Raw genomic sequence first — 26,848 nt, 5'->3', positions numbered from 1 at the left:
AGGCGCACGGCACCCAGTGGATTGTGATCCGGGCTTCCGGCATCGAGCTAAAATAGCCAATTAATTTCAATTATTTGAATGAATCTTTCGTGCTGTGGGGAATAAGTGCCCGCAGTCGCTGATCTTTCTCCTCAGTGGGGGCGGCAATCTGCAAGCGTCCTCCGCCTGGCCCCAAAGCCATAACCCTGAGGAGATATCGCGATGTTTGACATGACCCGCCGTGCCGTGCTCGGAACGGCCGCCGCCGCGGCAGCCTTTGGACTGTCGTCGAAGCTCGAATTCATTCCGCAAGCCTTTGCCGCGACCCCGCTGGAGCCGACGACGGGCTTCTACAAATACAAGGTCGGTTCGATCGACGTCACGGCCGTCTATGACGGCATCTGGCGCAAGCCCCACGATCCGGCCTTCATCAAGAACGCCTCCGTCGATGACACCAAGGAGGCGCTTTCCAAGGCCGGCCTGACGACGGAATTCATGCCCATTCCGCTGACCGTCGTCGTTCTCGATATTGGCGGCCGGAAGATCATGATGGATGCCGGCTCCGGCGTCGGACAATGGCAGACCAATGCCACGCATCTTCCGGCCAACATGGCCGCCGCCGGCATCGACTACAGGAAGATCGACACGATCATGATCTCGCATTTCCATCCGGACCATGTCTGGGGCCTGATGGAAAAGGGGACGAATGCGCCTGTATTCGCCAATGCCGAGCTTGTGGTCAATGCGACCGAGTACAACTGGTGGACCGATCCCGGCCGCGTCGACAAGCTGGCGGAGGGGCGCAAGGAGGCCGGCAGGCGCATCGCTTCCGTCTTTCCGAAGTGGAAGAACTGGCGACTGGTCGATGACGGCGCCGAGGTTGCGCCGGGCGTGCGCATCATGGCCGCACCTGGCCATACCCCCGGTCACTCGGTCTTCCTCATCGATGGCGGCAACGAGCAGCTGATGGTCTCGGCCGACATCATGTACGTGCCGGCGCTGCTCGCCCCCCATCCCGAATGGCAGGGAGCCTACGACCAGGACGGCCCGATGGCCGTCGGCACACGCCGCAAGCTGATCGACCGCGTCATTGCAGACAAGATCAGGATCTGCGGCTCGCATTTTCCGTTCCCGGGCTCCGGTACCTTCGTCAAGGACGGCAACGCCTACGGATTCACCCCCACCATCCAGGCCTGAGCGGCCAAGAAGGAGCAAGGCCATGTTGAAACATGCCATTATCGGAATTGCCGGCCTGTGCGCCGTGATCGTCATTCCCGCCGCAACGGCCGGCGTCGCCTTCGCCGTCGACAATATGGAGGCCACCGACGCGCCGGATCTGACGTCGGTGCATGCCAAGATCGATGCGAAGGATTATGCCGGCGCGCTTGCCGAACTTCGCGATATCGCCGAGGAGTATCAGCAGGCCGATGTCTACAATCTGATGGGCTTTACCCTGCGCAAGACCGGCGACTACCGGACGTCGCTGACCTACTACACCAAGGCGCTGGAGCTACAGCCGGATCACAAGGGCGCGCATGAATATCTCGGCGAACTCTATGTCGAAACCGGCGACATGCCCAAGGCTCGCGAACAGCTTGCCACACTCACCAAACTTTGCCCCGGCGGTTGCGAGGAGCTGGAAGATCTGACCAAGGCGATCGCCGCCAAGGCAAGCAACTAGAGCTCCGCCTCAACTGACCCGGCGGCATTTCCATTCGACCAAGTCGTGGAAATGCCGCCGAGAGCGGAAACCGCCCGGATATTGCTGTGAAGGAGGAAATCCATGGAATTCGAAGAGGAGAGTGCCGCTCTCGTCAATATGGCAGACATGGCACTGCTGTTCGGCCGCATGCTGCTGTCGTTACTCTTTCTGGAAGAGAGTATCGAACTCGCCAGCCATTTCGATAATGCATTGGAGGCCATGGCAAAGCTCGGCGTTGCCGCACCCATCGCGACTGCAACCATCGCCGTGCAGCTTGCTGCAGGCCTTGCCATTGCGATCGGATTCACGACCCGATTGGCGGCATTCGGCCTCGGCCTGTTCTGCTTGCTGACGGCGCTACTGTTTCACACGAACTTCGCCAGCCACAATGAACTCCTGCACTTCGAAAAGGACCTGGCGATCTCGGGTGGAATGTTCGTGCTGATCGTCGCCGGCGCCGGCAAGCTGTCATTGGATATGTTGATCAGACGCCACTGGAAGACGAGGCTCGTATCCTGACCTCGTCGATCGCCGGTGAGCCGCTCATAGGAGATCGGCTCACCGGATTGTTCGCACTCGAAAGTCAGGACACCTTCTTGAAGCTCGGAAGCGTAGCGAACAGCTCAACCGATCTCAATCGCGCCTCGATATCGTGGATCGGCATCGAAATGATCACCTCGTCTGCCTCGGTATCCCTGATGAATTGCGAGAGTTTGGCCTCTGCCGTCGCAGGAGAGCCGACCACGGCATAGCGTAGCGTGTTTTCCACATTCAGCTTTTCCCTCGGCGTCCAGAAATCGTCCATGTCCTTGCGCGGGCGAGGGAAGGGGCCGCGCACGTTACGACGCAGGTTGACGAATTGCTGCTGTGCCGAGCTGAAATGGTATTGCGCCTCCTCATCCGTATCTGCCGTCGAGCCCATGACGCCGACCATGACATAGGGCTTGTCGAGTGTTGCCGATGGCGTGAAACGCTCGCGATAGATGGCGACCGCGTCAAGCAGGGCTTCCGGCGCGAAATGCGAGGCGAAGGCATAGGGAAGGCCGAGCATGGCGGCGAGGTGGGCGCTGTAGAGGCTGGAGCCGAGCAGCCAGATCGGCACGTTGGCGCCATGGCCGGGAACGGCGAGGATGATCTGGTTCTCGTCGGCCGGGCTGAACAGATGCTGCAGCTCGACGATGTCGTTGGGGAAGCTTTGCGCGCCGGCATCGATATTGCGGCGTAGGGCCTGCGCCGTGCGCATGTCGGTGCCCGGCGCGCGGCCGAGGCCCAGATCGACACGGCCGGGAAACAGGGCTTCCAGCGTGCCGAATTGCTCGGCAATGACGAGCGGGGAATGGTTCGGCAGCATGACGCCGCCAGAGCCGATGCGGATGCGCGAGGTTGCCGCGCCGACATGGCCGATGACGACCGCCGTCGCGGCACTGGCGACGCCCGGCATGCCGTGGTGCTCGGCCAGCCAGAACCTGTTGTAACCGAGCTCCTCCGCCTTCTGCGCCATGCGCTTCGAACCGTCGAAGGACTGGCGGATGGTGCTGCCTTCGGCAACGGGCGAAAGATCGAGAATGGAAAAGGGAACCATGGCAAGAAACCTGCGTGGTGAAAGGGAGGATGTGTTTCCACCATGTAGGAGCGCCGGCGCGTCATTCCAAACCCTGCCGCCCCGATTTCGTCACGATGCTTTCAGCGTGGCGAGAACCGCCGGCAATCTGTGGCTTGTTTTTGTTTTGTTCACATTTTGCTGGCACATCTTTGGCCTGAAAGATAGGTTGAGCCATGCAAAACACGATTCGCATCATCGGTATCGATCCGGGCCTGCGCCGCACCGGCTGGGGGGTCATCGATATACTTGGCAATTCCCTGCGTTTCGTGGCATCGGGAACGGTGACCTCGGACGCCGACATGGATCTCGCCTCTCGCCTTTGCCAGCTTCACGATGGCCTTGCGGAGATCGTTCATAGCTACAAGCCGGATGAAGCTGCCGTCGAGCAGACCTTCGTCAACAAGGATGCGGTGGCGACGCTGAAGCTCGGGCAGGCGCGCGGCGTCGTCATGCTGGTGCCGGCGCGCGCCGGCCTGCCGGTGTCCGAATATGCGCCGAACGCGGTCAAAAAGGCCGTGATCGGTGTGGGGCATGGCGAGAAGCAGCAGATCCATATGATGTTGAGGATCCTGATGCCCAAGGTCGAGTTCAAGGGCAACGACGCCGCCGATGCACTCGCCATTGCCATTTGCCACGCCCACAATCGCGGCACCAACCGGCTGCGGCAGGCGGCGCTGGTGACTACTGCCAAGGCTTCGTGACCGCATTCAATCCTGTTCGCTAAACCCATCCCTGACGGACACCATTCATGATCGGCAAGCTGAAAGGCACAATCGAAGAGCTCGGCGAGGACTATGTGCTCGTGGACGTGCACGGCGTCTGCTATGTCGCCTATTGCTCGGCCCGCACGTTGTCGAAGCTCGGTTCCGTCGGCGAGGCCTGCATTCTCTTCATTGAGACCTATGTCCGCGAAGACCAGATCCGGCTTTTCGGCTTCATGACGGCGCTGGAGCGGGAGTGGTTCAACATCCTGCAGACAGTGCAGGGCGTGGGCGCAAAAGTGGCACTGGCACTGTTGTCGACCTTGACGCCCGCCGAGCTTGCCAATGCGATCGCGCTGCAGGATCGCATCGCCGTTTCGCGGGCGCCGGGCGTCGGCCCGAAGGTTGCGATGCGTATCATGACCGAGCTGAAGAACAAGGCGCCGGCCTTTGCCGGCGACGCGGCGAATATCGGGCTCAAGCAGGAGCTGGGCGAAGGGGTCGCCGCGGCGCCCGTTGCCGATGCTGTTTCGGCGCTTACCAATCTCGGCTATTCCCGCGACCAGGCCGCCAATGCCGTTGCGGCCGCGATGAAAGTGGCCGGCGAAGGTGCTGACAGTGCCAAGCTGATCCGCTTCGGTTTGAAGGAATTGGCGCGGTGAGGCTTTGCACCTTCTGCATTCCTTACTATTGTCTCAAAGTGAGGAGATCGACTTGCGACGCTCCTTCGCGGGGAAATATTTTGAATGCGGCAGGCCCTGATGCCGTCTTCGGCGAAAGAGCAGCGAAACGCATACCGGGAATGGAACTTCTGACATGAGTGAAGCCGCGCGCCTGATATCGCCGGAAAAGCGGGGCGAGGACATCGATGCGACGCTCAGGCCGCAATCGCTGGACGAGTTCACCGGCCAGGCGGAAGCCCGCGCCAATCTGAAGGTGTTCATCGAGGCGGCCAAGGGGCGCGGCGAGGCGCTGGATCATGTGCTTTTTGTCGGCCCGCCCGGCCTCGGCAAGACGACGCTGGCACAGATCATGGCGAAGGAGCTCGGTGTCAATTTCCGTTCGACCTCCGGCCCGGTCATTGCCAAGGCGGGTGATCTCGCAGCATTGCTCACCAATCTCGAGGAGCGCGACGTGCTCTTCATCGACGAGATCCACCGCCTCAATCCGGCGGTCGAGGAAATCCTCTATCCGGCCATGGAGGACTTCCAGCTGGACCTGATCATCGGCGAGGGCCCTGCCGCGCGCTCGGTGAAGATCGATCTTGCCAAGTTCACGCTGGTTGCCGCCACCACGCGTCTCGGTCTGCTGACAACGCCGCTGCGGGATCGTTTCGGCATTCCGGTCCGGCTGAGTTTCTACACCGTCGAGGAGCTTGAGTTCATCGTCCGGCGCGGCGCGAGACTGATGGGGCTCGGCATGACCGACGAGGGGGCACGCGAGATTGCAAGGCGTGGGCGCGGAACGCCGCGCATCGCCGGCCGCCTGCTGCGCCGCGTGCGCGATTTTGCCGAAGTGGCCAAGGTCGAAGCAGTGACGCGGGAGATCGCCGACGAGGCGCTGACGCGGCTTCTCGTTGACAATGTCGGCTTCGATCAGCTCGACAAGCGCTATCTCAACATGATTGCCGTCAATTTCGGTGGCGGGCCGGTCGGCATCGAAACCATTGCCGCCGGCCTCTCCGAGCCGCGCGATGCGATAGAAGATATCATCGAGCCCTACATGATCCAGCAGGGTTTCATACAACGTACACCGCGCGGCCGTGTTTTGACCGCGATCGCCTGGAAACATCTCGGCATGCAGCCACCCAAGGATCTGGAGGCCGCGCAGTTCCGGTTGTTCCAGGAGGGAGATTGAATGCTCGGCCGTCGCGCCTTTGTGAAGCTTTTCGGCGGCAGCATATTCGGTTTGATGGCACTCGGGGGATACGCCCTCGGATATGAGCCTGTCGTGCGCCTGAATGTGACCCGCTATGCGTTGACCCCACCGCGATGGACGCCGGGGCTCAAACTGCGGATCGTGGCGCTCGCCGATTTTCACGCCTGCGAGCCGTGGATGACGGCCGAGCGCGTTGCATCGATCTGCGCCCGCGCCAATGAGCTCGACGGCGACATCATCGTCCTGCTCGGCGATTATACGTCAGGGACCGATCTTATCACTGCTCGCGTCGATCATCAGGCCTGGGCGGCGGAGCTGGGCAAGCTCAAGGCGCCGCTCGGCGTTCATGCCGTCATAGGCAATCACGACTGGTGGCACGACGCGGCCGCACAGAGAAGCGGCCATGGTCCGACGTTCAGCCACCGGGCCTTGGCCAGCGTCGGCATCGAGGTCTATTCCAATCGTTCCACACGTCTGGAGAAGAACGGGCAAGGGTTCTGGCTTGCCGGCGTCGAGGATCAGCTGGCCCTGCGCCGGAGCATGCGCTGGAGGCGCCCATATACGAAGGGGCTCGACGATCTTGGCGGCACCTTGGCGCAGGTTGTCGACGACGCGCCCGTGATCCTCCTTGCCCATGAGCCCGATATCTTTCCCAATGTGCCGTCGCGTGTGTCGCTGACTTTGTCGGGACATACGCATGGCGGCCAGGTGAGGATTTTCGGCTGGTCGCCCTATACGCCGTCGCGGTATGGCGACAGATATGTCTATGGCCATATCACAGAGGAAGAGCGTCATATCATCGTTTCCGGCGGCCTCGGCTGCTCCATTGCTCCGGTTCGTTTCGGCGTGCCGCCGGAAATCGTCGTGATCGATGTGGGATGAAGATCGTGTCGAAACGCAAGCTTATCAGACTGAATGCGGGCCGCTCGCGATTCCAGATGCGCGTGGCGGGCCTCGGCTTTCGTGATGGGCATGTGCTTGTCCATCGGGCCGAGCACGAGACATTCTGGACCTTTCCCGGCGGTCGTGCCGAGATCGGCGAGACGTCGGAAGAAACCCTGCGACGGGAAATGGTCGAGGAGCTGGGCGTCGATGTGACAGTCGGACGCCTTCTCTGGTCTGTGGAGAATTTCTTTCATTACGAGCAGCGCGACTGGCACGAACTCGGCCTCTATTACCTGATGGAGCTACCCGGCAGCTTCCCGTTCGCTCCAGACGAAATCGTGCATCGCATCCGCGATGGCGATAACGATCTCGAATTCAAATGGGTGCGGGCAACGCGGGAGGCGCTGGTAGCGCTCGATATTCCGCCCTATTTCATTGCCGAGGAAATCGAGAACCTGCCGCTGACGCCGCGTCATCTGGTCTGGCGGGACGGCGATCTCGACAAGGCCTAGGGAGAGATATCCGATGCCCGCTTTCGATCCGGTTCGTGTCTTTCGCAAGCTCGCCTACAACAATGCACTGGCGAATGTCCGGCTCCATCGCGCCTGCGCGGCGCTGCAGCCGGGCGAGTTCGAGGCGAAGCGGACAAGCTTCTTTCCGTCGATCAAATCGACCCTCAATCACATCCTGACGGTCGACTGGTTCTATGTCGATGCGCTGGAAGACGGCACTCTGGGGCTGCGGGCCTTCGACGTCGAAGAGCCGTTCGACAGGCTCGAAGACTTGTCCAGGCAGCAGGCGGATGTCGATCGCCGGCTGGTGGTGCTTTGCGAAGGCCTGACGCCGGAGACGGCGATGCGGACGGTCGATATTCACCGTGGTGACCGCATCCAACGGGAGCGGGCCGACGATGTGCTGAGCCATCTGCTCCAGCATCAGACGCATCATCGCGGCCAGGTGCATGCGATGCTGTCCGGAACCAGCGTCGCACCGCCGCAGCTCGATGAATTCATCGTCGCCGACGATGCGAGGTTCAGGGGTGCGGAATTGGCGTTGCTCAGCTGGGACGAGACGAAGCTGATGCGTTGATGGCGGCATGGAGCGGCCACATTGCCTGCGCCAAAGTCTCGATCGTCTGCCGGAGCAATGCTTTTCCGCCGCTCTGCCATCCAAGGGCACGGATCTTCGACGTATCCATGGCGCCGACGACACCTTCGGGCGCCGGGGCGGGGAGAGGATGAGGGCAGTCCGTTGCCGTCTTCAGGTGCCCGAGGATCTCGTGCGTATCGGTCAGTATGTCCGACAGGTTGAATGCCTCGCCGTCGATGCGGGCCGTCTCCGTCTCCAGCAGCAGGCGCACGGCGCGGCCGAGATCGCGGCCGTGGACTTCCGTTCCGGCGCGGGAGGGAACCGGCTTGCCGTTCAGATAGTCGTCGAACAGATCGTCCCATTTGTTCGGACGCAGGTCGCCATAGACGCCGGTCGCTCTCAGGCTCGCTGTTGCAAAGCCGGGAGCGGAGAGGGAGAACAGGGCATGCTCGGCATCGCGCTTCACTTCGCCGTAGAGCGTGTTCGGCATCGGCGTGCTGGACTCGGTCAACTCCTCTCCAGCAATTCGATCGCCGTATACAGCGCGGGATGATAGAAAGATGCAGCGTCGAATGCCGGCCTTTCTCGCCGTTTCGAACAGCTTGACCGTGCCGTCCAGATTGAGCCGACGGAACCCCTCGTGGTCTTCTCCTTCACCGCCGCGATATTTGCCGTGCACGTGGCTGAAAGCCGCATGCACGAAGAAATAGGCATCGTCGAAAGCATGGCTGTGGTCTTCAGCGGGGTCTAGGCTCAGCGGAACGAAGGAAACGGTATGGGGAAAGAGACCTGCCTGCGGAGCGCTGCGTCCGCCGACAGCAACCTTGTATCCGGCCGCCAGCAGCTCCTCGGCGATGTAGCGGCCGACAAGACCGGTTCCGCCCGATATGAGAACCTTCATGCAGCCTCTTTGGGATTTGCGAGCGTCGCGATATCGGGCATGTCCAGCCCGCTATGGAAGCCATGCCACAAGTCGATCAACGGTCGCAACAGCTCGGCCTTCGGATGGCTCTCCTCCCAAGGCTTTTCATATTGGTAATGCAGGATCGAAATGCTGTTCCAGTCCCAGAGCGCCGGCATGGTGAACCATACATATTGCAGCATGTTCATGAAGATCGGCAGGCCGTGCCAATCCGGGAAGAATGTCTCGAGAAAGGTCTGGTCGGTGCGCCGCCAGAAGACGTCGGTGCGATCGAGCCGCTGCAACATGTCCTGAAACGTCGCGAGCGACGGTTTGGCGACGAAGACGCCGGAGTTTAGCCGATGAAAATCGGACAGGCTTTCATAGACATTCGGCGCGGCGGAAAACTCAGGGTAATCGAAAAGCCTGTCGACATTCCTCAGCACGATGGCGTCCGCGTCGATGAAGACGCAGGTGTCGTATTCGATGAGCTGCCAGAGCCGCAGCTTGCAGAAATTGTCGAGCGGCGTGTGAAAGGAGGGCTTGCGGCCCTTGGTGAAGGGAGCGGCGGCATGAAGGTTGCCGCGCGCATGACGCGCGTTGAAAGCGTCGGACAGGGGCAGGTGTTCGACCTCGACGAGCCGGCAATCGAGTGCCGCTAGCGGGGCAAGATCGCCTTCGTTGACGCCTACCGTATGCAGCACGACGATATCGGCCTTCGTGCACGTCCGAACGATCGAACGCGCCAGCGCGGTAGCCCCCATGGCATAGTCGGCATTCGTGACGAGGGTCACGAATGCTTGGCCGGAGCGCGGGCGGGTCTGCGGGCGCAATCCCTGCAGCATTTCGCTTCCCGGCATCATGAGACGGACTTCAATCTCTTGCCCTCGGGATCATGGTTGACCGTCGCCGCGATATCCTTGGTCCAGGCGGAGACGGCCGGGACACGCGAGCGATCGACGCGATAGGCGTATTTCTTGGCGACATCGACGATTTCGCTCAGCAGGCCGGCTTCGAGCGTGATCGGGGCCAGCCCGAGATTGAGGAACTTGTCGTTCTTGACGATCAGGTCGTTCTCGGGGGCTTCCTTGCGTGGGTTGGGCAGGCGGACGATGTCGGCACCGCTTATCTTGGCAATCATCTCGGCGAGATCGCGGACGCGATGCGTTTCCGTCATCTGGTTGAAGATCTCGACGCGGGTACTCCGCGCCGGCGGGTTCTTCAGCGCAAGCTCGATGCAGCGCACCGAATCCTGGATATGAATGAAGGCACGGGTCTGGCCGCCGGTGCCGTGTACGGTAAGGGGATAGCCGATCGCCGCCTGGATGAGGAAGCGGTTGAGCACGGTGCCATAGTCGCCGTCATAGTCGAAACGGTTGATCAACTGTTCGTGACGGCGCGTCTGTTCGGTGTGCGTGCCCCAGACGATGCCCTGATGCAGGTCGGTGATCCTGAGCCCATCGTTCTTGGCGTAGAACTGGAAGAGGAGCTGATCGAGGCACTTGGTCATGTGATAGATGGAGCCGGGATTGGCGGGGTAAAGGATTTCCTGGCTGACGGTGCGGCCATCGGCTGTATCGATGCCAACAGGCAGATAGCCTTCGGGAATGGCGGCGCCAACGGTCGAATAGCCGTAGACGCCCATGGTGCCGAGATGGACGAGATGGGCGTCGAGGTTGAGCTCGACCAGCGCGTTCAGCAGATTGTGCGTGGCGCTGACATTGTTGTTGACCGTGTAGTTCTTGTGGCGGTCGCTCTTCATCGAATAGGGCGCGGCGCGCTGCTCGGCGAAATGCACGATCGCGTCGGGGCGATGCTCGGCCAGCCACTTCTTCAGGAGCTCGTAGTCCTTGGCGAGGTCGATGAGGTTGAAGTGGATGCGGCGGCCGGTTTCGGCGTGCCAGATGCGGGTGCGTTCCTGGATCGAATCCATCGGCGTCAGGGACTGGACGCCCAGTTCCGTGTCGATCCATCGGCGGGAGAGATTGTCGAGGATATGCACCTCATGACCGGCGTCGGAGAGATGGAGCGAGGTTGGCCAACCGATGAATCCGTCGCCACCCATTACCGCTATTTTCATGAGATGTTTCCTTCTGCGCCGATCCGCTAGCCGGCACCATTCCGGATAGTCGGAGTTTATGACAATTGTTCAAAGCTTGCTTGATGGCAGAACTTCGGCCAAAGAGATGCCGGACATTCAAGGAGATGCGGCAACGATGAACAGCCCCTTTCTGATAGCTGGGGAACTGGAAGCCGGAAGCCACCGGCTGGTGCAGCGAGTCTATTACGAAGATACGGATTTTTCCGGCCTCGTCTATCATGCGCGGTATCTGCATTTCCTCGAGCGCGGCCGCACGGACTATCTGCGCTGTCTCGGCGTGGAACAGCGCGAGCTTTTGAGTGCCGACGAGGAAGGGCTTGTTTTCGTGGTTCACCGCATGGAGATCGACTTCAAGGGGCCTGCCCGCATGGATGACGTGCTGCTGATTCGCACCGTCACCGAGAAAGCCGGCGGTGCCAAGATGGTGCTCTCCCAGGAAATACGCCGCGACGACACGCTGCTGATCGCCGCCAAGGTCATCATCGCCGTGATCAACGCGAAGGGGCGGCCGCGCCGGCTGCCGGAGAAGCTGGCGGCACAGATGCTCTCGGCATCGCAATCCGCTGGCTAGCAAGGCGGTCAACGGCTCGTCGGGCAAGCGGCTTCATGCAAGATATGACCATTGCCTGTGGGTGCTTGCAAAAACTTGAGTTTTGTGTGAAGGAATTTGCCGCGCAAGATTTGTCTGCGTTTGCCGGCGGTTTCGCCCGGTCATTTCTTCCCAGGAGCTAGAATAAGCCTTCGCCGCCGTTAAATCCTTCATGTTTCGACGCTAACATTCTTTTAACCATAATAGTGTCTTACTAGTTAAGTCGGAGTTTGTGCGGTGCACGCCTTCCTTTGACCAAATTTGACGGCAAGAAGGCAGTTGTAAGCTTGGAAGGCTTGACCAGGGCGTTCAGCGGCGGCTGCCAAACATTTCTTGTGAGATCACTTTTAGCCGCCCGGTCTAGCGCCGGGCGTTTGGATTCGGGGATTTTGGATCAATGGAACAAGTAGCATTGGCAGCGGCCACCACACCGGACATCACCCTCTGGTCGCTATTCATGCAGGCGGGCCTGGTAGTCAAGCTCGTCATGATCGGCCTTCTGGCCGCATCCGTGTGGACGTGGGCAATCGTCATCGACAAGTATCTGAGCTACGCGCGAGCGCGCCGGCAGTTCGATCATTTCGAGCAGGTCTTCTGGTCGGGCCAATCGCTCGAAGAGCTCTACCGGACGCTTTCGGAACGCAACAATACGGGTCTCAGCGCCATCTTCGTCGCGGCGATGCGGGAATGGAAGAAATCGTTCGAGCGCGGCGCGCGGTCGCCGATCGGCCTGCAGATGCGTATCGACCGGGCGATGGACGTTACCTTGGCGCGTGAATCGGAACATCTGATGGCCCGCCTAGGATCTCTGGCCACCATCGGTTCGGCCGGTCCGTTCATCGGTCTGTTCGGCACGGTCGTCGGTATTATGACCTCGTTCCAGGCCATTGCCGGTTCGAAGTCGACCAATCTTGCGGTTGTCGCGCCCGGTATCGCCGAAGCGCTGCTGGCGACCGCCATCGGTCTGGTCGCGGCTATTCCCGCCGTTATCGCCTATAACAAGTTCTCTGGCGACGCCGGCAAGCTCTCGGGACGCATGGAAGGCTTTGCGGATGAATTCTCCGCCATTCTTTCGCGCCAGATCGATGAGAAGCTGCAGCCGCGCCAGGCGGCGCAGTAAGTAACGGACAGAACCGGAGTAATTCATATGGCAATGTCTGTTGGAGGCAGGGGTGGCGGCGGTGGCCGCCGGGGCAGTCGTCGAGGCGGAAGCCGGAGCGGCCCGATTTCCGATATCAACGTGACGCCGCTGGTCGACGTCATGCTCGTGCTGCTCATCATCTTCATGGTGGCGGCACCGATGATGACATCGGGCGTGCCGATCGACCTGCCGCAGACGCAGGCAGGCGCGCTGAACGCGCAGACCCAGCCCATCACCATCTCGATCAAGGCCGACGGCCAGGTCTTCTTGCAGGAAACGCAGATCCAGGCAGCAGACATTGCCGCCAAGCTGCAGGCGATCGCGACGACCGGCTACAACGAGCGCATCTTCGTGCGTGGCGACGGCAAGGCGCCCTACGGCGTGATCGCCGACGTCATGTCACGCATTCAGGAAGCCGGTTACAAGAACATCGGCCTGGTTACGCAGCAGCAGACAACGGATCACTGACGGATCGCCATGAAACGCAGCCTCGTCACATCTGCGGTTTTTCACATCCTGGTGCTGATCGGCGCCATGCTGACGCTTAGCGCGCCGGCACCGCTGGAGACGCCGGAAAGCACGGCGATGGATGTCGACATCGTGCAGGCTGACCAGCTTCAGCAGGGTGAGAAGAAGGCGCCGGTGACGGATCACGTCTCCCGGAAGCAGACCACGAAGCAGGACCAGGTCGCCAACGCCCAGAATGTCGGCGAGAACAACGTCGATATCAAGAACCCGGTCGTACCGACCCAGCGGCCGGAGAGCGACACCGCGGCCTTGGCGCCGAAGAAGGTCGACGTGCCCGTCCCGCAGAACGATCCGCGGCCGAATGATGTCAAGACGATAGAGCAGAAGGAGACGGAGGCTGCGCCCAAGGAAGTGGCCGCCGTTCCGCAGCAGAAGCCGGATGTGACGCCCACTCCGCCGCCGAAGACCGATCCTACGCCGCCGCCGCCGAAGGCCGATGCGACGCCGACCCCGCCGCCGACCGAACAGCCCACCCAGCAGGCGGAAATCCAGCTGCCAAACAATGTTCCCGTGCCGGATGTGAAGCCGCAGCCGACGCCGCCTAAGACCGTCGAGCAGAAGCCCGAAGTCAAGCCTGCGCCGAAGCCGGATGTGAAGGTGGCCGACGCCAAGCCGACGGACAAGACGACGACACAGAGCACGAGCAAGACCACGTCTACCGATGACGGCAAGAAGGACAGCGACAAGAAGCGCGAGACTGCTAAAGCCTCTAACAAGGGTCTTGACGACGGCCTTGCCGATCAGATCGCCGACGTTCTGAACAATACATCGTCGAAGGGTGGTGCGAAGCGCTCGTCCCAGCAGGCCTCGGCCGGTGCCGATACGCAAGTTGCCTCGCGAGGCGGCATGAAATCGCTCGGCGCAGGCAAACTTAGCCAGAGCCAGCAGGACGGTTTGCGTGATCTGATTGCCAAATACTGGAATCTCATGCCGGGCATGGAAGGTGCGAGCGACGTGCGGATCAAGGTGCATTTCAGGCTCGACAAGTCCGGCCAGATCGTCGGGGAACCGGATGCGACGACGAGCGGTGGGCCTGCTTCGACACAGGCCGCGATGCAGAGCGCTGCTGTGCGCGCGGTGATGCGAGCGCAGTCGGACTATCTAAAGGTCCTGCCGGTGGACAAGTATGACGACTGGCAGGAAGTCGTCGTCAATTTCAGTGCAGCGGACCTGGGGATGTGATGCGGGGAGTGCGGCGTTTCCACTGTCCTCGTTTCGGCCTGTCCTTGTTTGTGGCCCTGGCGATTACCCTGGCGGGCTCAGCGTCTGCGCGATGCGCGGAAACTGCTGCCGGCAAGGATCGGCTTGAGCATTCCATGATTGAGAATATCCGCAAGAGTGTCACGGCAAATTGGCCGCCGCCGGCGGATATATCTGGCATCAAGAATGTCCGTGTTCAAATCCGGTTTGAGCTCGATCGTGCCGGACAGATCGTTGGCAAGCCGAATGTTGTCATGACGGGTGGTCCGGAGAAAACCCAACAAGCTGTGGCGGCAAGCGCGCTGCGCGCTGTGCTCAGATCCGCCCCGTTCAAAAATCTGCCAATGGATAAATATGACGCCTGGAAAGAAGTGATAATTCACTTCGATGCCGGCGACCTTGGGCTTTAATGCTGAAAGGCTTGATACATATGATCAGAAACTCCTTCGTCCGTCTCCTGCTGGTGCTGGCAGGCCTGATGACAGCGCTCGCCACTCCGGCCTATGCCGTGGTCGAGCTCAACATCAACAAGGGCAATGTCCAGCCCATGCCGATCGCCATCACCGACCTGCTGTCGAATGATAGCCTCGGCCCGCAGATTTCGGGCGTGATTGCGGCCGACCTGCAGCGTTCGGGTCTGTTCGCGCCGATCAACAAGCAGGCCTTCATCGAGAAGATCAGCAATCCGGACTCGACGCCGCGCTTCCCGGACTGGACTTCCATCAACGCGCAAGCGCTGGTGACCGGCCGCGTGACGCAGGAAGGTGGCCGCCTTCGGGCCGAGTTCCGTCTGTGGGATACGTTTGGCAATAGTCAAATGGTCGGCCAGCAATTCTATGCCCAGCCGGACAATTGGCGCCGTGTCGCCCATATCATCGCCGATGGGATTTACGAGAAGATCACCGGCGAGAAGGGCTATTTCGATACCCGCGTCGTCTTCGTTGCCGAAAGCGGCCCGAAGACGGCCCGCAAGACGCAGCTCGGCATCATGGACCAGGACGGTGCCAACGTGCGCATGCTGACCGATGGCAGTGACCTGGTGCTGACGCCGCGCTTCTCGCCGAACCGGCAGGAAGTCACCTACATGTCCTTTGCCAACCAGCAGCCGCGCGTCTACCTGCTGCAGTTGCAGACGGGCCAGCGCGAACTGGTCGGCAATTTCCCCGGCATGACCTTCTCGCCGCGCTTCTCGCCGGACGGGCAGCGCGTGATCATGAGCCTGCAGCAGGAAGGCAACGCCAACATCTATACGATGGACCTGCGCTCACGCACCACGACACGTCTGACGTCGACGGCTGCGATCGACACTTCGCCGTCCTATTCGCCTGATGGCACGCAGATCGCCTTTGAAAGCGACCGCGGCGGCAAGCAGCAGATCTACGTGATGAATGCTGACGGTTCCAACCAGCACCGCATCTCCTTCGGCGACGGCTCCTATTCCACCCCGGTCTGGTCGCCGCGCGGCGATCTCATCGCCTTCACCAAGCAGGCTGGCGGAAGCTTCTCGATCGGCGTCATGAAGACGGACGGTTCGAGCGAGCGTCTGTTGACCACCGGCTTCCACAATGAGGGCCCGACCTGGGCGCCGAACGGCCGTGTCATCATGTTCTTCCGCGAACCGGCCGGCTCCAGCGGTCCGCAACTCTATTCCATTGATCTGACAGGTTATAACGAGCAGAAGATCCCGACCCCGGGCTTTGCTTCCGACCCGGCCTGGTCGCCGCTTCTCGAGTAACGAGGGGCTTGCCACGTTATCGCCGCAAAGTCCTGTGAGTGGACCGTTTCGGGACAATTTTAGGACAGCATTAACCATATTTGTTGGAATCGGATTAACCGAACCCGGTTACAGTCTGGCAACCCTGATAGAGACTAAGGAGAGACCGGCAATGAGCCGCATCGCAAACCCGGCCGTTGGCCATATGCAAAACCTCGCCCGCAACCCGATCCTGATCGCGCTTTTCGTCGGCCTTTCCTTGGCTGGCTGTGCATCGAAGAAGGGCCTGCCGAATGATGCCAATGGTCTTGGCCTGAATGGTGCCGGCAATGCCGCTCCGGGTTCGCCGCAGGATTTCACCGTCAATGTCGGCGACCGCATCTTCTTCGATACCGACAGCTCGTCGGTTCGCGCCGATGCCGGCCAGACGCTCGATCGTCAGGCTCAGTGGCTTGCCCGTTATCCGAACTATTCGATCACCGTCGAAGGCCATGCCGACGAACGCGGCACGCGCGAATACAACCTGGCGCTCGGCGCTCGCCGTGCGGCTGCCACCAAGGACTATCTCGCTTCGCGCGGCGTTCCGGCTCAGCGCATGAAGACGATCTCCTACGGCAAGGAACGTCCGGTCGCGACCTGCGACGACATCTCCTGCTGGTCGCAGAACCGTCGCGCCGTTACCGTGCTCAACGGCGCTGGCTCCTGATAGGCAAAGCATCGGTCGAAATGCGCAAAGGCGGTCCTCGTGGCCGCCTTTACTTTTTTGACCACACTTTGGCCGAACTCCGTTGCTTTTTGAGAGCAATTGTAAAAATCTCCTGTTCGAGCCCCATGGCCCGAAGAATCAATGAGACAGGAAGATCCATATGAGAAGACTTGTCGTGGCGAGCTTGCTTTGTCTCGCTGCTGTTGCAGGCAGTGAGCGGGACGCCTCTGCCTTGTCGCTGTTCGGAATCCACCTCGGAGGCCGCGACGCCTCTGCGCAGTCGGCTCCGAACAACGCCTATCAGAGACAAGGCCAGGCGCCTGTCGTCAATGTCCAGAACAGCGATGCGGAAGTGCGCCTGCAGCAGCTTGAGGATCAGATGCGCCAACTGAACGGCCGCGTCGAGGAGATGAGCTATCAGCTGCTGCAAATGCAGGAGCAGATTCGCAAGGCACAGGAAGACAACGAGTTCCGCTTCCAGCAGCTCGAGAAGCGCGGCGGCAGCGCGCCCACGGCCGGCAATCCCCCGATGAAGAAGAGCGAGGCCGATGTTCCAGCCCAGGGCGCCGGCAATCAGCAGGATGACGTTGCCGGGGTCATCAGCGATTCCGGGAACAACGGCGTGTCGCCCCAGCAGGGGAGTGGTACGGGCAAGCCGCCGAGCCAGCTCGGCTCGATCCAGTTCGATCAGAGCGGTAAACAGGTGGGTTCTGCCCTGACGCCGTCGAACAATGGTTCGGGCGCGCCGCCAAGCGCGGGCTCCGGAGCGCAGACGGCTTCGCTCGGCAATGAAGGCGATCAGTATAAGGCTGCCTACGGCCATGTCCTGTCCGGCGATTATAGCGTCGCCGAACAGGAGTTCCGCCAGTATCTCGACAGCTACCCGAGCAGCGCGCGGGCCGCGGATGCGAATTTCTGGCTCGGCGAAGCGCTCTATTCCCAGGGCAAGTACAACGACGCGGCCAAGACGTTTCTGAATGCGCATCAGAAGTACAGCGGTTCGGAGAAGGCGCCAGAAATGCTCCTGAAGCTCGGCATGTCGCTTGCCGCGCTCGACAACAAGGACACGGCTTGCGCCACGCTTCGTGAGGTGACCAAGCGTTATCCCAAGGCTTCGAAGGCTGTCTCGGGCAAGGTTGCCAGCGAAGAAAAGCGTCTCGCCTGCTGATCGCCATGCCTAGTCAAGCTGTGACCGGTGCTGCCACAGCCCTTACGCCTGAAGCCGCAGCATCCGATTTTCTCCGGTCACTTTCAAAGCCTGCTCATATCCTGGTTGCCATTTCCGGCGGCAGCGATTCCACTGGTCTCCTGATCGCCCTTGCCGAGCAGCTGAAATCCTCTCCTCATTCCGACATTACCCTTGCCGCCGCGACCATCGATCATGGCTTGCGCGCCGCCTCCACGGACGAAGCGCTAGAGGTCGCCGCGCTCTGTGCCTTTCTCGGCATTCCTCATTTCGTGCGCCGTTGGGAGGGCGAAAAGCCGAAGAGCGGCATCATGGCCGCTGCCCGCGAGGCGCGCTACGGACTGCTCGCCGACCTGGCATCCGAAATCTCGGCCGACGCGATCGTTACGGCTCATACCTTGGATGATCAGCGCGAGACGATTGCCATGCGCGCCGCGCGCCGAGGCGAGAGCGAGGATGGCATCGGCACCGGCATTGCCGACGCGGTGCTGTTTGATCGTCGCATCTGGATCGCCAGACCGTTTCTGGCTTGCCGGCGGAGGGATATACGCGCCTATCTCGAGAGGCATGGCGTATCCTGGCTCGACGACCCCAGCAATGAGGATAGCCGGTACGAGCGCGTGCGCACGCGTATGCGCCTCGCGCAGGATCCGACCCCCGCTCTCTTTGTGGATGGTGGAGCAAATCGAGCCGCGCTTTCCGCAAAAGCAGCCTTGTGGCTGGACGACCACGTCGCCATTCATGCGAACGCGCTTTGTGTCATCGACCGAGCGGCCTTTTCCTTAGACGAAACGGTTGTCGTCTATGCCTTGTCCTACCTAGCGGCGGCTTTCGGTGGCGAGGCCTATGGGCCTGGCCGCGGGCAAATGGAACGCATTCTCAATTTCGTGAATGCGGGAAACCCTGGGAGACGCACGGCAGGCGGGGTGGTCTTCGACCTGCGCCGCGATGCGCTCTTTCTCATGCGGGAAAGCCGCAACATCGAGCCGCTGACGCTTATGCCTGGCGCCAGGGGCATTTGGGATGGCCGTTTCGAAGTGGTCAATCCGGGGCCGACACCCGTCCACGTGCGAGCTTGCGGGGCGGAAGGTGCGGCGTTTCTTCCCACGGATTTGCCGAGAGGGGCGGTGCAGCGCGCCCGCGCCGCGATGCCTCAGATCGAGGCGGATAAGGCCAATATGGCAGCGGACGTCACCATCTCGCCCTATCTTGCGCCGTTCGACCGCTTTTTGACACGATTCGATCTCACATTCGCAGATCGGCTTTCAGTCGCTTTTGGTCGTGAAGCCTATAGGCGGCTGCCGCTTTCAGTCATATAGACGGAAAAAACATGCGCCGACGCGGTTTGCCTTGGCAACGGCTTGGCGCAACCCTATGTTAGGGACCAAGTAATGCCGTCGCTTTGCGGCGGAAGTTTCAGTGCTGGGGAGTTCGATGAACCCTAATTTTCGTAATTTCGCTCTGTGGGCAATCATAGCTCTGCTGTTGATTGCCCTGTTCAGTATGTTTCAGAACGCGCCGGCACAAACAGGCTCCAGGGAAATTCCGTATTCGCAGTTCCTCCGGGAAGTTGATTCCGGCCGCGTTCGTGACGTCACCGTCACTGGCAATCGCGTCGTCGGCAGCTATGTGGAAAACGGTACACCATTCCAGACCTACGCTCCGGTCGTGGATGACAGCTTGCTTGAACGCCTGCAAAACAAGAACGTCAACATCGTTGGACGTCCAGAATCGGATGGCTCTTCGAGCTTCCTGAGCTATCTCGGCACACTGCTGCCGATGCTTCTGATCCTCGGCGTCTGGCTGTTCTTCATGCGGCAGATGCAGGGTGGCTCGCGCGGTGCGATGGGCTTCGGCAAGTCGAAGGCAAAGCTTTTGACGGAAGCGCATGGCCGCGTCACCTTCGACGATGTCGCCGGTGTCGATGAAGCCAAGCAGGATCTTGAGGAAATCGTTGAATTCCTGCGCGATCCGCAGAAGTTCCAGCGTCTCGGTGGCCGCATCCCGCGCGGCGTTCTGCTTGTGGGACCTCCCGGTACAGGTAAGACGCTTCTGGCGCGCGCCATTGCCGGCGAAGCCAACGTGCCGTTCTTCACCATTTCCGGTTCCGACTTCGTGGAAATGTTCGTGGGCGTCGGCGCAAGCCGCGTCCGTGACATGTTCGAGCAGGCGAAGAAGAATGCGCCCTGCATCATCTTCATCGACGAAATCGACGCCGTCGGCCGCCATCGTGGCGCCGGTCTCGGCGGTGGTAACGACGAGCGCGAGCAGACGCTGAACCAGCTGCTGGTCGAGATGGACGGCTTCGAGGCCAATGAGGGTATCATCCTGATTGCCGCGACCAACCGTCCCGACGTTCTCGATCCGGCGCTGCTGCGTCCAGGCCGTTTCGACCGTCAGGTCGTCGTGCCGAACCCGGACATCGTCGGACGCGAGCGTATCCTCAAGGTTCACGCCCGCAATGTCCCGCTGGCTCCGAACGTCGATCTGAAGACGCTTGCCCGCGGTACGCCCGGCTTCTCCGGTGCGGATCTGATGAACCTCGTCAACGAGGCTGCCCTGATGGCCGCCCGTCGCAACAAGCGGCTGGTGACGATGCAGGAGTTCGAAGACGCCAAGGACAAGATCATGATGGGCGCCGAGCGCCGCTCTTCGGCCATGACCGAAGCGGAAAAGAAGCTCACCGCCTATCACGAAGCCGGTCACGCGATCACGGCGCTCTATGTCGCCGTCGCCGATCCGCTGCACAAGGCGACCATCATTCCGCGCGGCCGCGCGCTCGGCATGGTCATGCAGCTCCCCGAGGGCGATCGCTACTCGATGAGCTACAAGTGGATGGTGTCGCGCCTCTGCATCATGATGGGCGGCCGCGTCGCGGAAGAGCTGACCTTCGGCAAGGAAAACATCACGTCAGGTGCATCCTCCGATATCGAACAGGCCACCAAGCTTGCCCGCGCCATGGTCACCCAATGGGGCTTCTCCGACGAGCTCGGTCTGGTCGCCTATGGCGAGAACCAGCAGGAAGTCTTCCTCGGCCACTCCGTCTCGCAGTCGAAGAACGTCTCGGAAGCGACCGCGCAGACGATCGACAACGAGGTGCGCCGCCTGATCGACCAAGCCTATCATCAGGCCAAGGATATCCTCACCGAACAGCATGACGGGTTCGTGGCAATCGCCGAAGGCCTGCTCGAATACGAAACGCTGAGCGGCGAAGAGATCAAGGGGCTCATCCGCGGCGAAAAGCCTGCTCGCGATCTTGGTGACGATACTCCGCCGAGCCGCGGCTCGGCCGTGCCGAAGACCGGCGCGAAGAAGGACGGCTCGCTCGGCACCAAGGGCGATGAGCCCGAAGGTGGTTTCGAGCCGCAGCCGCGCTAACGGACCAAGACCATCAAGCCGCAAAAACGAAGGGCCAGCTACCTCGAATAGGGAGCTGGCCTTTTGTTTTTTGGCGTGTAACAGGAGGTAATGCACTGAGCGTTGGCGAAGCGGCATGACAATCCGCAGATTCGGGCGAAGTAACGCAAGCGCCTTGATCCGCGGAATCGGAATATTGCCTGCCTCGTGCCCATGCAGTTTTTTAGTGCTTATTAATGGTAACGCGTTGTAATAGCCGTTCTCGGTAATTTAAGTGCCGATTTTTACAATCTGTGGCATGAGCCACAAGCATCGATGCTCGTCATGTCTCCGGAATCCGGGGCAGCGATTTCGATGCCGCTGCATCTCATAGGATGCCGCAACGACAGGAGTGCATATGAAACGTCGCTATTTCGGAACCGACGGAATTCGCGGTCAATCCAACATCTATCCGATGACGCCCGATCTTGCCATGCGCGTGGGTATCGCTGCCGGCACGATCTTCCATCGAGGTAGTCATCGACACCGGGTGGTTATCGGCAAGGATACGCGCCTTTCCGGCTATATGCTGGAGAACGCAATGGTCGCGGGCTTCACCGCAGCCGGCGTCGACGCCTTCGTTCTCGGCCCGATCCCGACGCCGGCCGTCGCCATGCTCACACGGTCGTTGCGCGCCGATATCGGCGTGATGATTTCCGCCTCGCATAACCCTTACGAAGACAACGGCATCAAGCTCTTCGGCCCCGACGGCTACAAACTGTCCGACGATCTCGAAATGAAGATCGAGGATCTGCTCGAAAAGGATATGACCGAGCATCTTGCCAAGGCCGAGAACATCGGCCGCGCCAAGCGTGTTGACGGCGTGCACGACCGCTATATCGAACATGCCAAGCGCACCTTGCCGCGCGATGTCACGCTGCAGGGGCTGCGGATTGCCATCGACTGCGCAAATGGTGCTGCCTACAAGGTTGCGCCCGCCGTCCTGTGGGAACTGGGCGCCGATGTCGTGACTATCGGCAATGAGCCGAACGGCACCAATATCAACCTCAATTGCGGCTCCACCAGCCCGGTGGCGCTGCAGAAGAAGGTGCATGAAGTGCGTGCCGATATCGGCATCGCATTGGATGGCGACGCTGATCGCGTCATCATCGTCGACGAGACCGGTACGATCATAGACGGCGATCAGCTCATGGCCGTCATTGCCGAGAGCTGGGCCGAGAGCCAGCTGCTGCGCGGCAACGGCATCGTGGCGACCGTAATGTCCAATCTCGGTCTGGAACGTTTCCTCGAAGAGCGCGGCATGTCGCTGGCACGCACGGCGGTCGGCGACCGTTATGTCGTCGAGCACATGCGTCAGCACAATTACAATGTCGGCGGCGAGCAATCCGGTCATATCGTGCTGTCCGACTATGGCACGACCGGCGATGGGCTTGTTGCTGCCTTGCAGATCCTCGTCGCGGTCAAGCGCACGGGCAAACCGGTGAGCGAAGTCTGCCGGCGTTTCGAGCCGGTGCCGCAATTGCTGCGCAACGTGCGCATTTCCGGCGGCAAGCCTCTGGAGGACAATCAGGTGCGGAAGGCGATCGCCGATGCGGAAAGCGAGCTTGCCCGCCATGGCCGCCTGGTCATCCGCCCCTCCGGCACGGAACCGCTGATCCGCGTTATGGCGGAAGGCGACGATCGCAGCCAGATCGAGCGTATCGTCGGTGGGCTGATCGATGTGATCTCGAGCGTCCGCACCGCCGCCTGATCGAGCGGAGCGGTAATCCATCGCAGGTATCGGATTCGTGGCCGCTCCCTTGGGGGCGGCCATGCTGCTTTTCGCTTGATCTATTGGAACATCTCGCCGGGATAGGCGCCCCAGAGCTTGTCCTGCCTGATGTATCCTTTCGCCGCATGCTCCCTAACGGAAACGCGGCACCAGGTTCCGGTGCAGGAGTGCAGTGAAAGCAGCACCCGTGATTGCAGCTCTGCAACCAGTGTCCCAGCCGGCTCCGGATCGGTGCGCAGCATTGCATTCTTCGTCAGCCAGGGTGCGACCACCGCCGTGCGCGTCGCCGACAGGAGGGCGCTGTGCATCCACCCGGTGACACCGGTATCGTCACGAACCTGCCGCCAGTGGCCGTATTCGTCGATGATCTCCATGGGAAGGCCGGGCTTCACATAGATCCATTTGGTGGCATAGATCGTCGACGGGCCGACCCGCATGCGCGCCTTGTGTGCCTTCAACGAAACATAGCGTGGGATCGGCAATCCGGTCTCGCGACCCTTGTTCCATGCCGTCGCGGCAACAGGCTTCATTGGCATCGCGTTGGCAAGCGCGGCGGAACTCAGGAAGACAAGGGCAAGGCACAGGCCGGCGCATAATTTTCGATGGTAAGTCAACGACTCCCTCCTGAGCTAACCCCCGGCTGCCGCACTGTAATGGTGCGATTGTTGCCAATTGGTTTAGAAAGCAGGCCCCGGCTGTACTTGCAGATACACGCGTTTCTGGAGGGAAGAGGGGGCTGGACGGGCGCATCCCGTTCTCTTCATTATAAAATCACCTATTCCTAATGTATAAATTAAAGTATAATTCGTGAATAGTCAGGGTAAATATTCGTAGTTAATCAGGTTTTAACTCCTTTTCATCATTATCCGTCTCATGTCGTTTCGATTGGCAAGCATCTGCTGTGCCAATGGCAAGAGATTTGGAGCCAAAGCCATGATGAAATCCCTGATCGGAGCACTTGCCACTTTGCTTGTCGGCACGTCAGCGTTCTCCGCTGACCTTTATACGCCGGAGCCCCAGCAGCCGGCGCAGGAAGTGGCTGTCGCCCAATCCAGCGGCTGGTACCTGCGCGGCGATGTCGGCTATGCCTTCACGAACCTGCGCGGCGCCAACTACTTCCAGGGCTCCAACTCAAACCTCGTCGATTTCAACAGCGCGAAGCTGGATGACAATGTTACGCTCGGCGGCGGTGTCGGTTACCAGATCAACAACTACCTCCGGACGGACGTGACGCTGGACTATCTCTTCAAGTCCGACTTCAAGGGCTCGACGAAGGGTGATTGCGGCGGCTGCGGCCCGGACTTCTCGTCTGTTCCGGCGACCTCCCGCGATGTGGCCTCCTTGACGGCCTACAGCTTGCTTGCCAACGCCTATGTCGATCTCGGCACCTACGGCGCGTTCACCCCTTATGTCGGTGGCGGTCTCGGCGGTACCTATGTCAAATGGAGCAATCTGAAGAACACCTCGTGCTCGGACGCCAATCCGGACTCCTGCGACAGCTCCGTCACGCATAATGGTCGTGGCAGCTGGCGCTTTACCTATGCGTTGATGGCCGGCACCTCCATCGACCTGACTTGTAACCTCAAGGCTGACGTCGGCTACCGCTTCCGTCATATCCAGGGCGGCGACATGTTCGGCTATGCGGAAAATGGCGGTCCCGGCTACGACAAGGGCCTCAACCTGCATGAAGCCCGCATCGGCGCCCGCTACACCTTCGGCGGCTGCCAGACCGCAAGCTACATGCCGCCGGCCGATATCCCGGTCCAGCCGCAAGCGGTCTACAAGTAAGCATCCCTCGCGCAAGTCATTGAAAAGCCGTCCGGTTTCAACCGGGCGGCTTTTTGCTTTTTCATCTCCCTCGTTAAGCAATTGTTCGGCGTTTTAAAGCTTCATTAACCATGAATTCCCTATGGTTAATGAAATGAGAATGGTGGCCATCCCGTCGCGGATCCTCGTGCTGGAGCCCGAAGCGGAAGACAAAGGTCAGCCGGGTCGGCATGCGGGCTCCGCCCGAAGGATGGAAGGCGAGGGGTAATGATCCGTTTCGACGCTCTGGCGCTGGCCACGGTGATGGCGGGCGCATCGGCGGGTGCTGCCCTTGCAGGCGACGCACCGCCGGAAATCAAGATGCCCGAAGTCAGCGTCAAGGATGCGAAGGGGTGGTACGTCCGCGGGGATCTCGGCTACGCCGTCAATGCCAGCCGCAACGACACGACGTTCCGTGCCTATGATCCGGCTGGCGGCGATTACAGTTCCGGACGCTTCGATTCGGATCGGTTCGGCGGCAACTTTTCCGGCGGTCTCGGTGTCGGTTACCAGTTCAATGACCTGTTGCGCGCCGACGTCACTGGCGATTTCTTCAGCGGCGACTTCAATGGCAGCATCTCAAGCGATTCGCCCTGTTCCGGCGGGGCAGGCGGCACCGGCTGCTCCACAAAGGCGCGGTCTTCCTTCAGGGCGGGCAGCTTGATGGTGAACGGCTACGTCGATCTGGGGACGCTTGCCGGTTTTACGCCCTATGTCGGTGCCGGCCTCGGCGCGACGCGGGTCTCCTGGAGCAGCGTCAATGCGGTCGGCTCGTGTATCGATGGCGCTTCGGGTTGCGGTGGCGCGGCCTCGGTCAGCGCGCGCTATCCCGGCGACAGCGACTGGCGCATGACCTATGCGCTGATGGCCGGCGTCGCCTACGAGGTGGCGCCGAACGTAAAAGTCGATCTCGGCTATCGTTTCTCCCACATCGCCGGCGGCGACATGTTCGGTGATTCGTCCGCAAGTGCCGGCGGGACGACGGGCCGCGATGGCGCTCTGTCGCGCCACGAGATACGCATCGGTTTGCGGATAACCACCTGGTAGCTCGGGTGCCTTACTGTGTCGTCAGCACATAAGCGATGCGGCGAAAGAAATCCCAGGTCCGGAAGAGATGTGCGGGAACACGTCGCCACGGCGAGGATTTGGCCGCACGATAGTCGCGGCGCCAGCCGATCATCGTGCTTTTCTGCAACCGGCTGAAGCCGACGATATTGGCGCGCGTGCTGAAGATGGACGTCTGCATGTCCCAGCCGCGTTCGACCGCGACATCCCAGGGCAGGGACATGACGGCAAGCGACTTCACGATCTTTTGAGCCCCGCTTCGCGTCACGAGATAGCACGCCGTCGATCCCTGGGGGCCGAAGAGGCAACGACCGATCACATCTCCCTTATCGCTGCGCGTTGCGACGCGGAAGCCGCCCCAGCGGTGATTGACGAGCTTGATCAGATCGGCCGTAGGGGCTGCTTTCTTGGCTGCCATGGCGCGGGTGAGAAAATCGGCGTCCAAGGCCACATCGTCTTCGATGATGACTGCTATTTCGCCGCCATTGGCCAAGAATTGGCGCAAGGCCATCAGGTGGCTGCGATAGCAGCCGTATTCTCCGGGCAGGATGATCCTGCCGTGCCGGCGTTGAAAGCGAAGGTGATCGACGTCAACCCATTGGTCGCGCGGCAAGAGCGCGCCATCGACGCCGTCGACGCGTTCGAACCGAATGCCGAGTTCGTCGCTCTGCCGTTGAATTTCCGCCAGTCTGTCTGTCGCTCGATCAATGTTGATCAGATAGACAGGCACAGGCTGCGCGGGCATGAAGTGGCTTTCGGCGAGTGCAGTTAGAGACATCGAGCACACTTGTTATTTTCCGTCGGCGCAAGTCAATAAGCGCCACCCTTTATATGATTGCGTGTCGGCACAGAAACCAGCTTTTGTGAGGCTGAATTTGACCTAACTTCATTGCGTGTGACTTGCCCCATCAAACTTTTCGCACGAATTCGTGATGCAGCAACATGA

General features: G+C 60.7%; 28 protein-coding genes. 22 read left to right on the top strand and 6 right to left on the bottom strand.

The window, feature by feature from the left end:
• Positions 1–201: 201 nt before the first annotated feature.
• The 3 genes from JTP94_RS34220 to JTP94_RS34210 all read left to right on the top strand — a co-directional run bounded on the left by JTP94_RS34220 (position 202) and on the right by JTP94_RS34210 (position 2,200).
• Positions 202–1,176, top strand: coding sequence for an MBL fold metallo-hydrolase (locus JTP94_RS34220; protein ID WP_204854767.1), 975 nt, complete (start codon positions 202–204; stop codon positions 1,174–1,176).
• Between the two features lie 22 nt (positions 1,177–1,198).
• Positions 1,199–1,660, top strand: coding sequence for a tetratricopeptide repeat protein (locus JTP94_RS34215; RefSeq protein ID WP_204854766.1), 462 nt, complete (start codon positions 1,199–1,201; stop codon positions 1,658–1,660).
• A gap of 102 nt (positions 1,661–1,762) precedes the next feature.
• On the top strand, positions 1,763–2,200 hold the full coding sequence (locus JTP94_RS34210) for a DoxX family protein (RefSeq protein ID WP_204854765.1): 438 nt from the start codon (positions 1,763–1,765) through the stop codon (positions 2,198–2,200).
• A gap of 64 nt (positions 2,201–2,264) precedes the next feature.
• Here JTP94_RS34210 and JTP94_RS34205 read toward each other — a convergent pair whose 3' ends face one another.
• Positions 2,265–3,263, bottom strand: coding sequence for an LLM class flavin-dependent oxidoreductase (locus tag JTP94_RS34205; protein WP_204854764.1), 999 nt, complete (start codon positions 3,261–3,263; stop codon positions 2,265–2,267).
• Between the two features lie 194 nt (positions 3,264–3,457).
• On the opposite strand from JTP94_RS34205, the gene ruvC reads away from it, so the two are divergent.
• From ruvC to JTP94_RS34175, 6 genes are all read left to right on the top strand, one after another.
• Positions 3,458–3,985 (top strand): crossover junction endodeoxyribonuclease RuvC, encoded by a 528-nt coding sequence (gene ruvC, locus JTP94_RS34200; protein WP_204854763.1) that lies wholly within the window; start codon positions 3,458–3,460, stop codon positions 3,983–3,985.
• A 47-nt stretch (positions 3,986–4,032) separates the two neighbouring features.
• Positions 4,033–4,647 carry a Holliday junction branch migration protein RuvA gene (gene ruvA / locus JTP94_RS34195; RefSeq protein WP_204854762.1) on the top strand — a complete coding sequence of 205 codons (615 nt, stop codon included), beginning with the start codon at positions 4,033–4,035 and terminating at the stop codon, positions 4,645–4,647.
• Between the two features lie 154 nt (positions 4,648–4,801).
• The gene (gene ruvB, locus JTP94_RS34190; protein ID WP_037196500.1) at positions 4,802–5,842 is read left to right on the top strand and encodes a Holliday junction branch migration DNA helicase RuvB; all 1,041 of its coding nucleotides are present in this window, start codon (positions 4,802–4,804) and stop codon (positions 5,840–5,842) included.
• Positions 5,843–6,745 (top strand): metallophosphoesterase, encoded by a 903-nt coding sequence (locus tag JTP94_RS34185; protein ID WP_204854761.1) that lies wholly within the window; start codon positions 5,843–5,845, stop codon positions 6,743–6,745.
• A 5-nt stretch (positions 6,746–6,750) separates the two neighbouring features.
• A complete protein-coding gene (locus JTP94_RS34180; RefSeq protein ID WP_204854760.1) occupies positions 6,751–7,260 on the top strand; it encodes an NUDIX hydrolase in 510 nt (169 codons plus the stop codon).
• A gap of 13 nt (positions 7,261–7,273) precedes the next feature.
• On the top strand, positions 7,274–7,837 hold the full coding sequence (locus JTP94_RS34175; RefSeq protein WP_204854759.1) for a DinB family protein: 564 nt from the start codon (positions 7,274–7,276) through the stop codon (positions 7,835–7,837).
• Here the strand turns inward: JTP94_RS34175 and JTP94_RS34170 are convergent.
• From JTP94_RS34170 to JTP94_RS34160, 3 genes are read right to left on the bottom strand one after another with little or no spacing between them, the layout of a single operon-like run.
• Entirely contained in the window at positions 7,806–8,738 is a 933-nt protein-coding gene (locus JTP94_RS34170) for an NAD(P)-dependent oxidoreductase (protein ID WP_204854758.1), read from the bottom strand. The genes JTP94_RS34175 and JTP94_RS34170 overlap by 32 nt on opposite strands.
• The gene (locus tag JTP94_RS34165) at positions 8,735–9,598 is read right to left on the bottom strand and encodes a glycosyltransferase (protein WP_246755460.1); all 864 of its coding nucleotides are present in this window, start codon (positions 9,596–9,598) and stop codon (positions 8,735–8,737) included. The genes JTP94_RS34170 and JTP94_RS34165 overlap by 4 nt, the downstream gene beginning before the upstream one ends.
• Entirely contained in the window at positions 9,598–10,818 is a 1,221-nt protein-coding gene (locus JTP94_RS34160; RefSeq protein ID WP_204854756.1) for an NAD-dependent epimerase/dehydratase family protein, read from the bottom strand. Before JTP94_RS34160 ends, JTP94_RS34165 begins: the two co-directional genes overlap by 1 nt.
• A gap of 136 nt (positions 10,819–10,954) precedes the next feature.
• Between JTP94_RS34160 and ybgC the strand changes: the two genes are divergently transcribed.
• The 11 genes from ybgC to glmM all read left to right on the top strand — a co-directional run bounded on the left by ybgC (position 10,955) and on the right by glmM (position 23,010).
• Positions 10,955–11,410 (top strand): tol-pal system-associated acyl-CoA thioesterase, encoded by a 456-nt coding sequence (gene ybgC / locus JTP94_RS34155; protein WP_034505394.1) that lies wholly within the window; start codon positions 10,955–10,957, stop codon positions 11,408–11,410.
• 415 nt (positions 11,411–11,825) lie between these two features.
• Positions 11,826–12,548, top strand: coding sequence for a protein TolQ (gene tolQ / locus JTP94_RS34150; protein WP_034476136.1), 723 nt, complete (start codon positions 11,826–11,828; stop codon positions 12,546–12,548).
• A 27-nt stretch (positions 12,549–12,575) separates the two neighbouring features.
• A complete protein-coding gene (gene tolR / locus JTP94_RS34145) occupies positions 12,576–13,037 on the top strand; it encodes a protein TolR (protein WP_204854755.1) in 462 nt (153 codons plus the stop codon).
• Between the two features lie 9 nt (positions 13,038–13,046).
• Positions 13,047–14,279: a hypothetical protein gene (locus JTP94_RS34140; RefSeq protein WP_204854754.1), complete on the top strand. Its 1,233-nt coding sequence runs from the start codon at positions 13,047–13,049 to the stop codon at positions 14,277–14,279.
• Positions 14,280–14,413: 134 nt separating this feature from the next.
• Positions 14,414–14,707, top strand: coding sequence for a TonB C-terminal domain-containing protein (locus JTP94_RS34135; protein ID WP_246755446.1), 294 nt, complete (start codon positions 14,414–14,416; stop codon positions 14,705–14,707).
• The gene (gene tolB / locus JTP94_RS34130) at positions 14,707–16,032 is read left to right on the top strand and encodes a Tol-Pal system beta propeller repeat protein TolB (protein WP_409456653.1); all 1,326 of its coding nucleotides are present in this window, start codon (positions 14,707–14,709) and stop codon (positions 16,030–16,032) included. Before JTP94_RS34135 ends, tolB begins: the two co-directional genes overlap by 1 nt.
• Positions 16,033–16,183: 151 nt before the next feature.
• A complete protein-coding gene (pal, locus tag JTP94_RS34125; protein ID WP_204854751.1) occupies positions 16,184–16,717 on the top strand; it encodes a peptidoglycan-associated lipoprotein Pal in 534 nt (177 codons plus the stop codon).
• A 160-nt stretch (positions 16,718–16,877) separates the two neighbouring features.
• A complete protein-coding gene (ybgF, locus tag JTP94_RS34120; protein ID WP_204854750.1) occupies positions 16,878–17,885 on the top strand; it encodes a tol-pal system protein YbgF in 1,008 nt (335 codons plus the stop codon).
• Positions 17,886–17,890: 5 nt separating this feature from the next.
• Positions 17,891–19,222, top strand: a complete 1,332-nt coding sequence (tilS, locus tag JTP94_RS34115) for a tRNA lysidine(34) synthetase TilS (protein ID WP_204854749.1) — start codon at positions 17,891–17,893, stop codon at positions 19,220–19,222.
• A 115-nt stretch (positions 19,223–19,337) separates the two neighbouring features.
• Positions 19,338–21,281 carry an ATP-dependent zinc metalloprotease FtsH gene (gene ftsH, locus JTP94_RS34110; RefSeq protein ID WP_204854748.1) on the top strand — a complete coding sequence of 648 codons (1,944 nt, stop codon included), beginning with the start codon at positions 19,338–19,340 and terminating at the stop codon, positions 21,279–21,281.
• Positions 21,282–21,657: 376 nt separating this feature from the next.
• Positions 21,658–23,010 carry a phosphoglucosamine mutase gene (gene glmM / locus JTP94_RS34105; protein WP_204854747.1) on the top strand — a complete coding sequence of 451 codons (1,353 nt, stop codon included), beginning with the start codon at positions 21,658–21,660 and terminating at the stop codon, positions 23,008–23,010.
• An 80-nt stretch (positions 23,011–23,090) separates the two neighbouring features.
• Here the strand turns inward: glmM and JTP94_RS34100 are convergent, their stop codons facing one another.
• Positions 23,091–23,645: an SH3 domain-containing protein gene (locus JTP94_RS34100; RefSeq protein ID WP_204854746.1), complete on the bottom strand. Its 555-nt coding sequence runs from the start codon at positions 23,643–23,645 to the stop codon at positions 23,091–23,093.
• Between the two features lie 319 nt (positions 23,646–23,964).
• Here JTP94_RS34100 and JTP94_RS34095 point away from each other — a divergent pair, with 319 nt between their 5' ends.
• Entirely contained in the window at positions 23,965–24,819 is an 855-nt protein-coding gene (locus JTP94_RS34095; protein ID WP_204854745.1) for an outer membrane protein, read from the top strand.
• A gap of 246 nt (positions 24,820–25,065) precedes the next feature.
• On the top strand, positions 25,066–25,884 hold the full coding sequence (locus JTP94_RS34090) for an outer membrane protein (RefSeq protein ID WP_204854744.1): 819 nt from the start codon (positions 25,066–25,068) through the stop codon (positions 25,882–25,884).
• Positions 25,885–25,894: 10 nt separating this feature from the next.
• Here JTP94_RS34090 and JTP94_RS34085 read toward each other — a convergent pair whose 3' ends face one another.
• Entirely contained in the window at positions 25,895–26,680 is a 786-nt protein-coding gene (locus tag JTP94_RS34085) for a glycosyltransferase family 25 protein (protein WP_246755445.1), read from the bottom strand.
• Between the last annotated feature and the right edge of the window lie 168 nt (positions 26,681–26,848).

The organism is Martinezella lusitana, from assembly GCF_016901135.1.
In the GTDB taxonomy this organism is placed as follows: Bacteria; Pseudomonadota; Alphaproteobacteria; order Rhizobiales; family Rhizobiaceae; genus Rhizobium; species Rhizobium lusitanum_D.
This window is presented reverse-complemented; position numbering and strand designations above follow the sequence as displayed.

Excerpts from the sequence above, each read along its gene's own strand:
- JTP94_RS34220 (WP_204854767.1), top strand. The coding sequence starts at position 202 with ATGTTTGACATGACCCGCCGTGCCGTGCTCGGAACGGCCGCCGCCGCG.
- JTP94_RS34215 (WP_204854766.1), top strand. The coding sequence starts at position 1,199 with ATGTTGAAACATGCCATTATCGGAATTGCCGGCCTGTGCGCCGTGATC.
- JTP94_RS34210 (WP_204854765.1), top strand. The coding sequence starts at position 1,763 with ATGGAATTCGAAGAGGAGAGTGCCGCTCTCGTCAATATGGCAGACATG.
- JTP94_RS34205 (WP_204854764.1), bottom strand. The coding sequence starts at position 3,263 with ATGGTTCCCTTTTCCATTCTCGATCTTTCGCCCGTTGCCGAAGGCAGC.
- ruvC (WP_204854763.1), top strand. The coding sequence starts at position 3,458 with ATGCAAAACACGATTCGCATCATCGGTATCGATCCGGGCCTGCGCCGC.
- ruvA (WP_204854762.1), top strand. The coding sequence starts at position 4,033 with ATGATCGGCAAGCTGAAAGGCACAATCGAAGAGCTCGGCGAGGACTAT.
- ruvB (WP_037196500.1), top strand. The coding sequence starts at position 4,802 with ATGAGTGAAGCCGCGCGCCTGATATCGCCGGAAAAGCGGGGCGAGGAC.
- JTP94_RS34185 (WP_204854761.1), top strand. The coding sequence starts at position 5,843 with ATGCTCGGCCGTCGCGCCTTTGTGAAGCTTTTCGGCGGCAGCATATTC.
- JTP94_RS34175 (WP_204854759.1), top strand. The coding sequence starts at position 7,274 with ATGCCCGCTTTCGATCCGGTTCGTGTCTTTCGCAAGCTCGCCTACAAC.
- JTP94_RS34170 (WP_204854758.1), bottom strand. The coding sequence starts at position 8,738 with ATGAAGGTTCTCATATCGGGCGGAACCGGTCTTGTCGGCCGCTACATC.
- JTP94_RS34165 (WP_246755460.1), bottom strand. The coding sequence starts at position 9,598 with ATGCCGGGAAGCGAAATGCTGCAGGGATTGCGCCCGCAGACCCGCCCG.
- JTP94_RS34160 (WP_204854756.1), bottom strand. The coding sequence starts at position 10,818 with ATGAAAATAGCGGTAATGGGTGGCGACGGATTCATCGGTTGGCCAACC.
- ybgC (WP_034505394.1), top strand. The coding sequence starts at position 10,955 with ATGAACAGCCCCTTTCTGATAGCTGGGGAACTGGAAGCCGGAAGCCAC.
- tolQ (WP_034476136.1), top strand. The coding sequence starts at position 11,826 with ATGGAACAAGTAGCATTGGCAGCGGCCACCACACCGGACATCACCCTC.
- tolR (WP_204854755.1), top strand. The coding sequence starts at position 12,576 with ATGGCAATGTCTGTTGGAGGCAGGGGTGGCGGCGGTGGCCGCCGGGGC.
- JTP94_RS34140 (WP_204854754.1), top strand. The coding sequence starts at position 13,047 with ATGAAACGCAGCCTCGTCACATCTGCGGTTTTTCACATCCTGGTGCTG.
- JTP94_RS34135 (WP_246755446.1), top strand. The coding sequence starts at position 14,414 with ATGATTGAGAATATCCGCAAGAGTGTCACGGCAAATTGGCCGCCGCCG.
- tolB (WP_409456653.1), top strand. The coding sequence starts at position 14,707 with ATGCTGAAAGGCTTGATACATATGATCAGAAACTCCTTCGTCCGTCTC.
- pal (WP_204854751.1), top strand. The coding sequence starts at position 16,184 with ATGAGCCGCATCGCAAACCCGGCCGTTGGCCATATGCAAAACCTCGCC.
- ybgF (WP_204854750.1), top strand. The coding sequence starts at position 16,878 with ATGAGAAGACTTGTCGTGGCGAGCTTGCTTTGTCTCGCTGCTGTTGCA.
- tilS (WP_204854749.1), top strand. The coding sequence starts at position 17,891 with ATGCCTAGTCAAGCTGTGACCGGTGCTGCCACAGCCCTTACGCCTGAA.
- ftsH (WP_204854748.1), top strand. The coding sequence starts at position 19,338 with ATGAACCCTAATTTTCGTAATTTCGCTCTGTGGGCAATCATAGCTCTG.
- glmM (WP_204854747.1), top strand. The coding sequence starts at position 21,658 with ATGAAACGTCGCTATTTCGGAACCGACGGAATTCGCGGTCAATCCAAC.
- JTP94_RS34095 (WP_204854745.1), top strand. The coding sequence starts at position 23,965 with ATGATGAAATCCCTGATCGGAGCACTTGCCACTTTGCTTGTCGGCACG.
- JTP94_RS34090 (WP_204854744.1), top strand. The coding sequence starts at position 25,066 with ATGATCCGTTTCGACGCTCTGGCGCTGGCCACGGTGATGGCGGGCGCA.
- JTP94_RS34085 (WP_246755445.1), bottom strand. The coding sequence starts at position 26,680 with ATGTCTCTAACTGCACTCGCCGAAAGCCACTTCATGCCCGCGCAGCCT.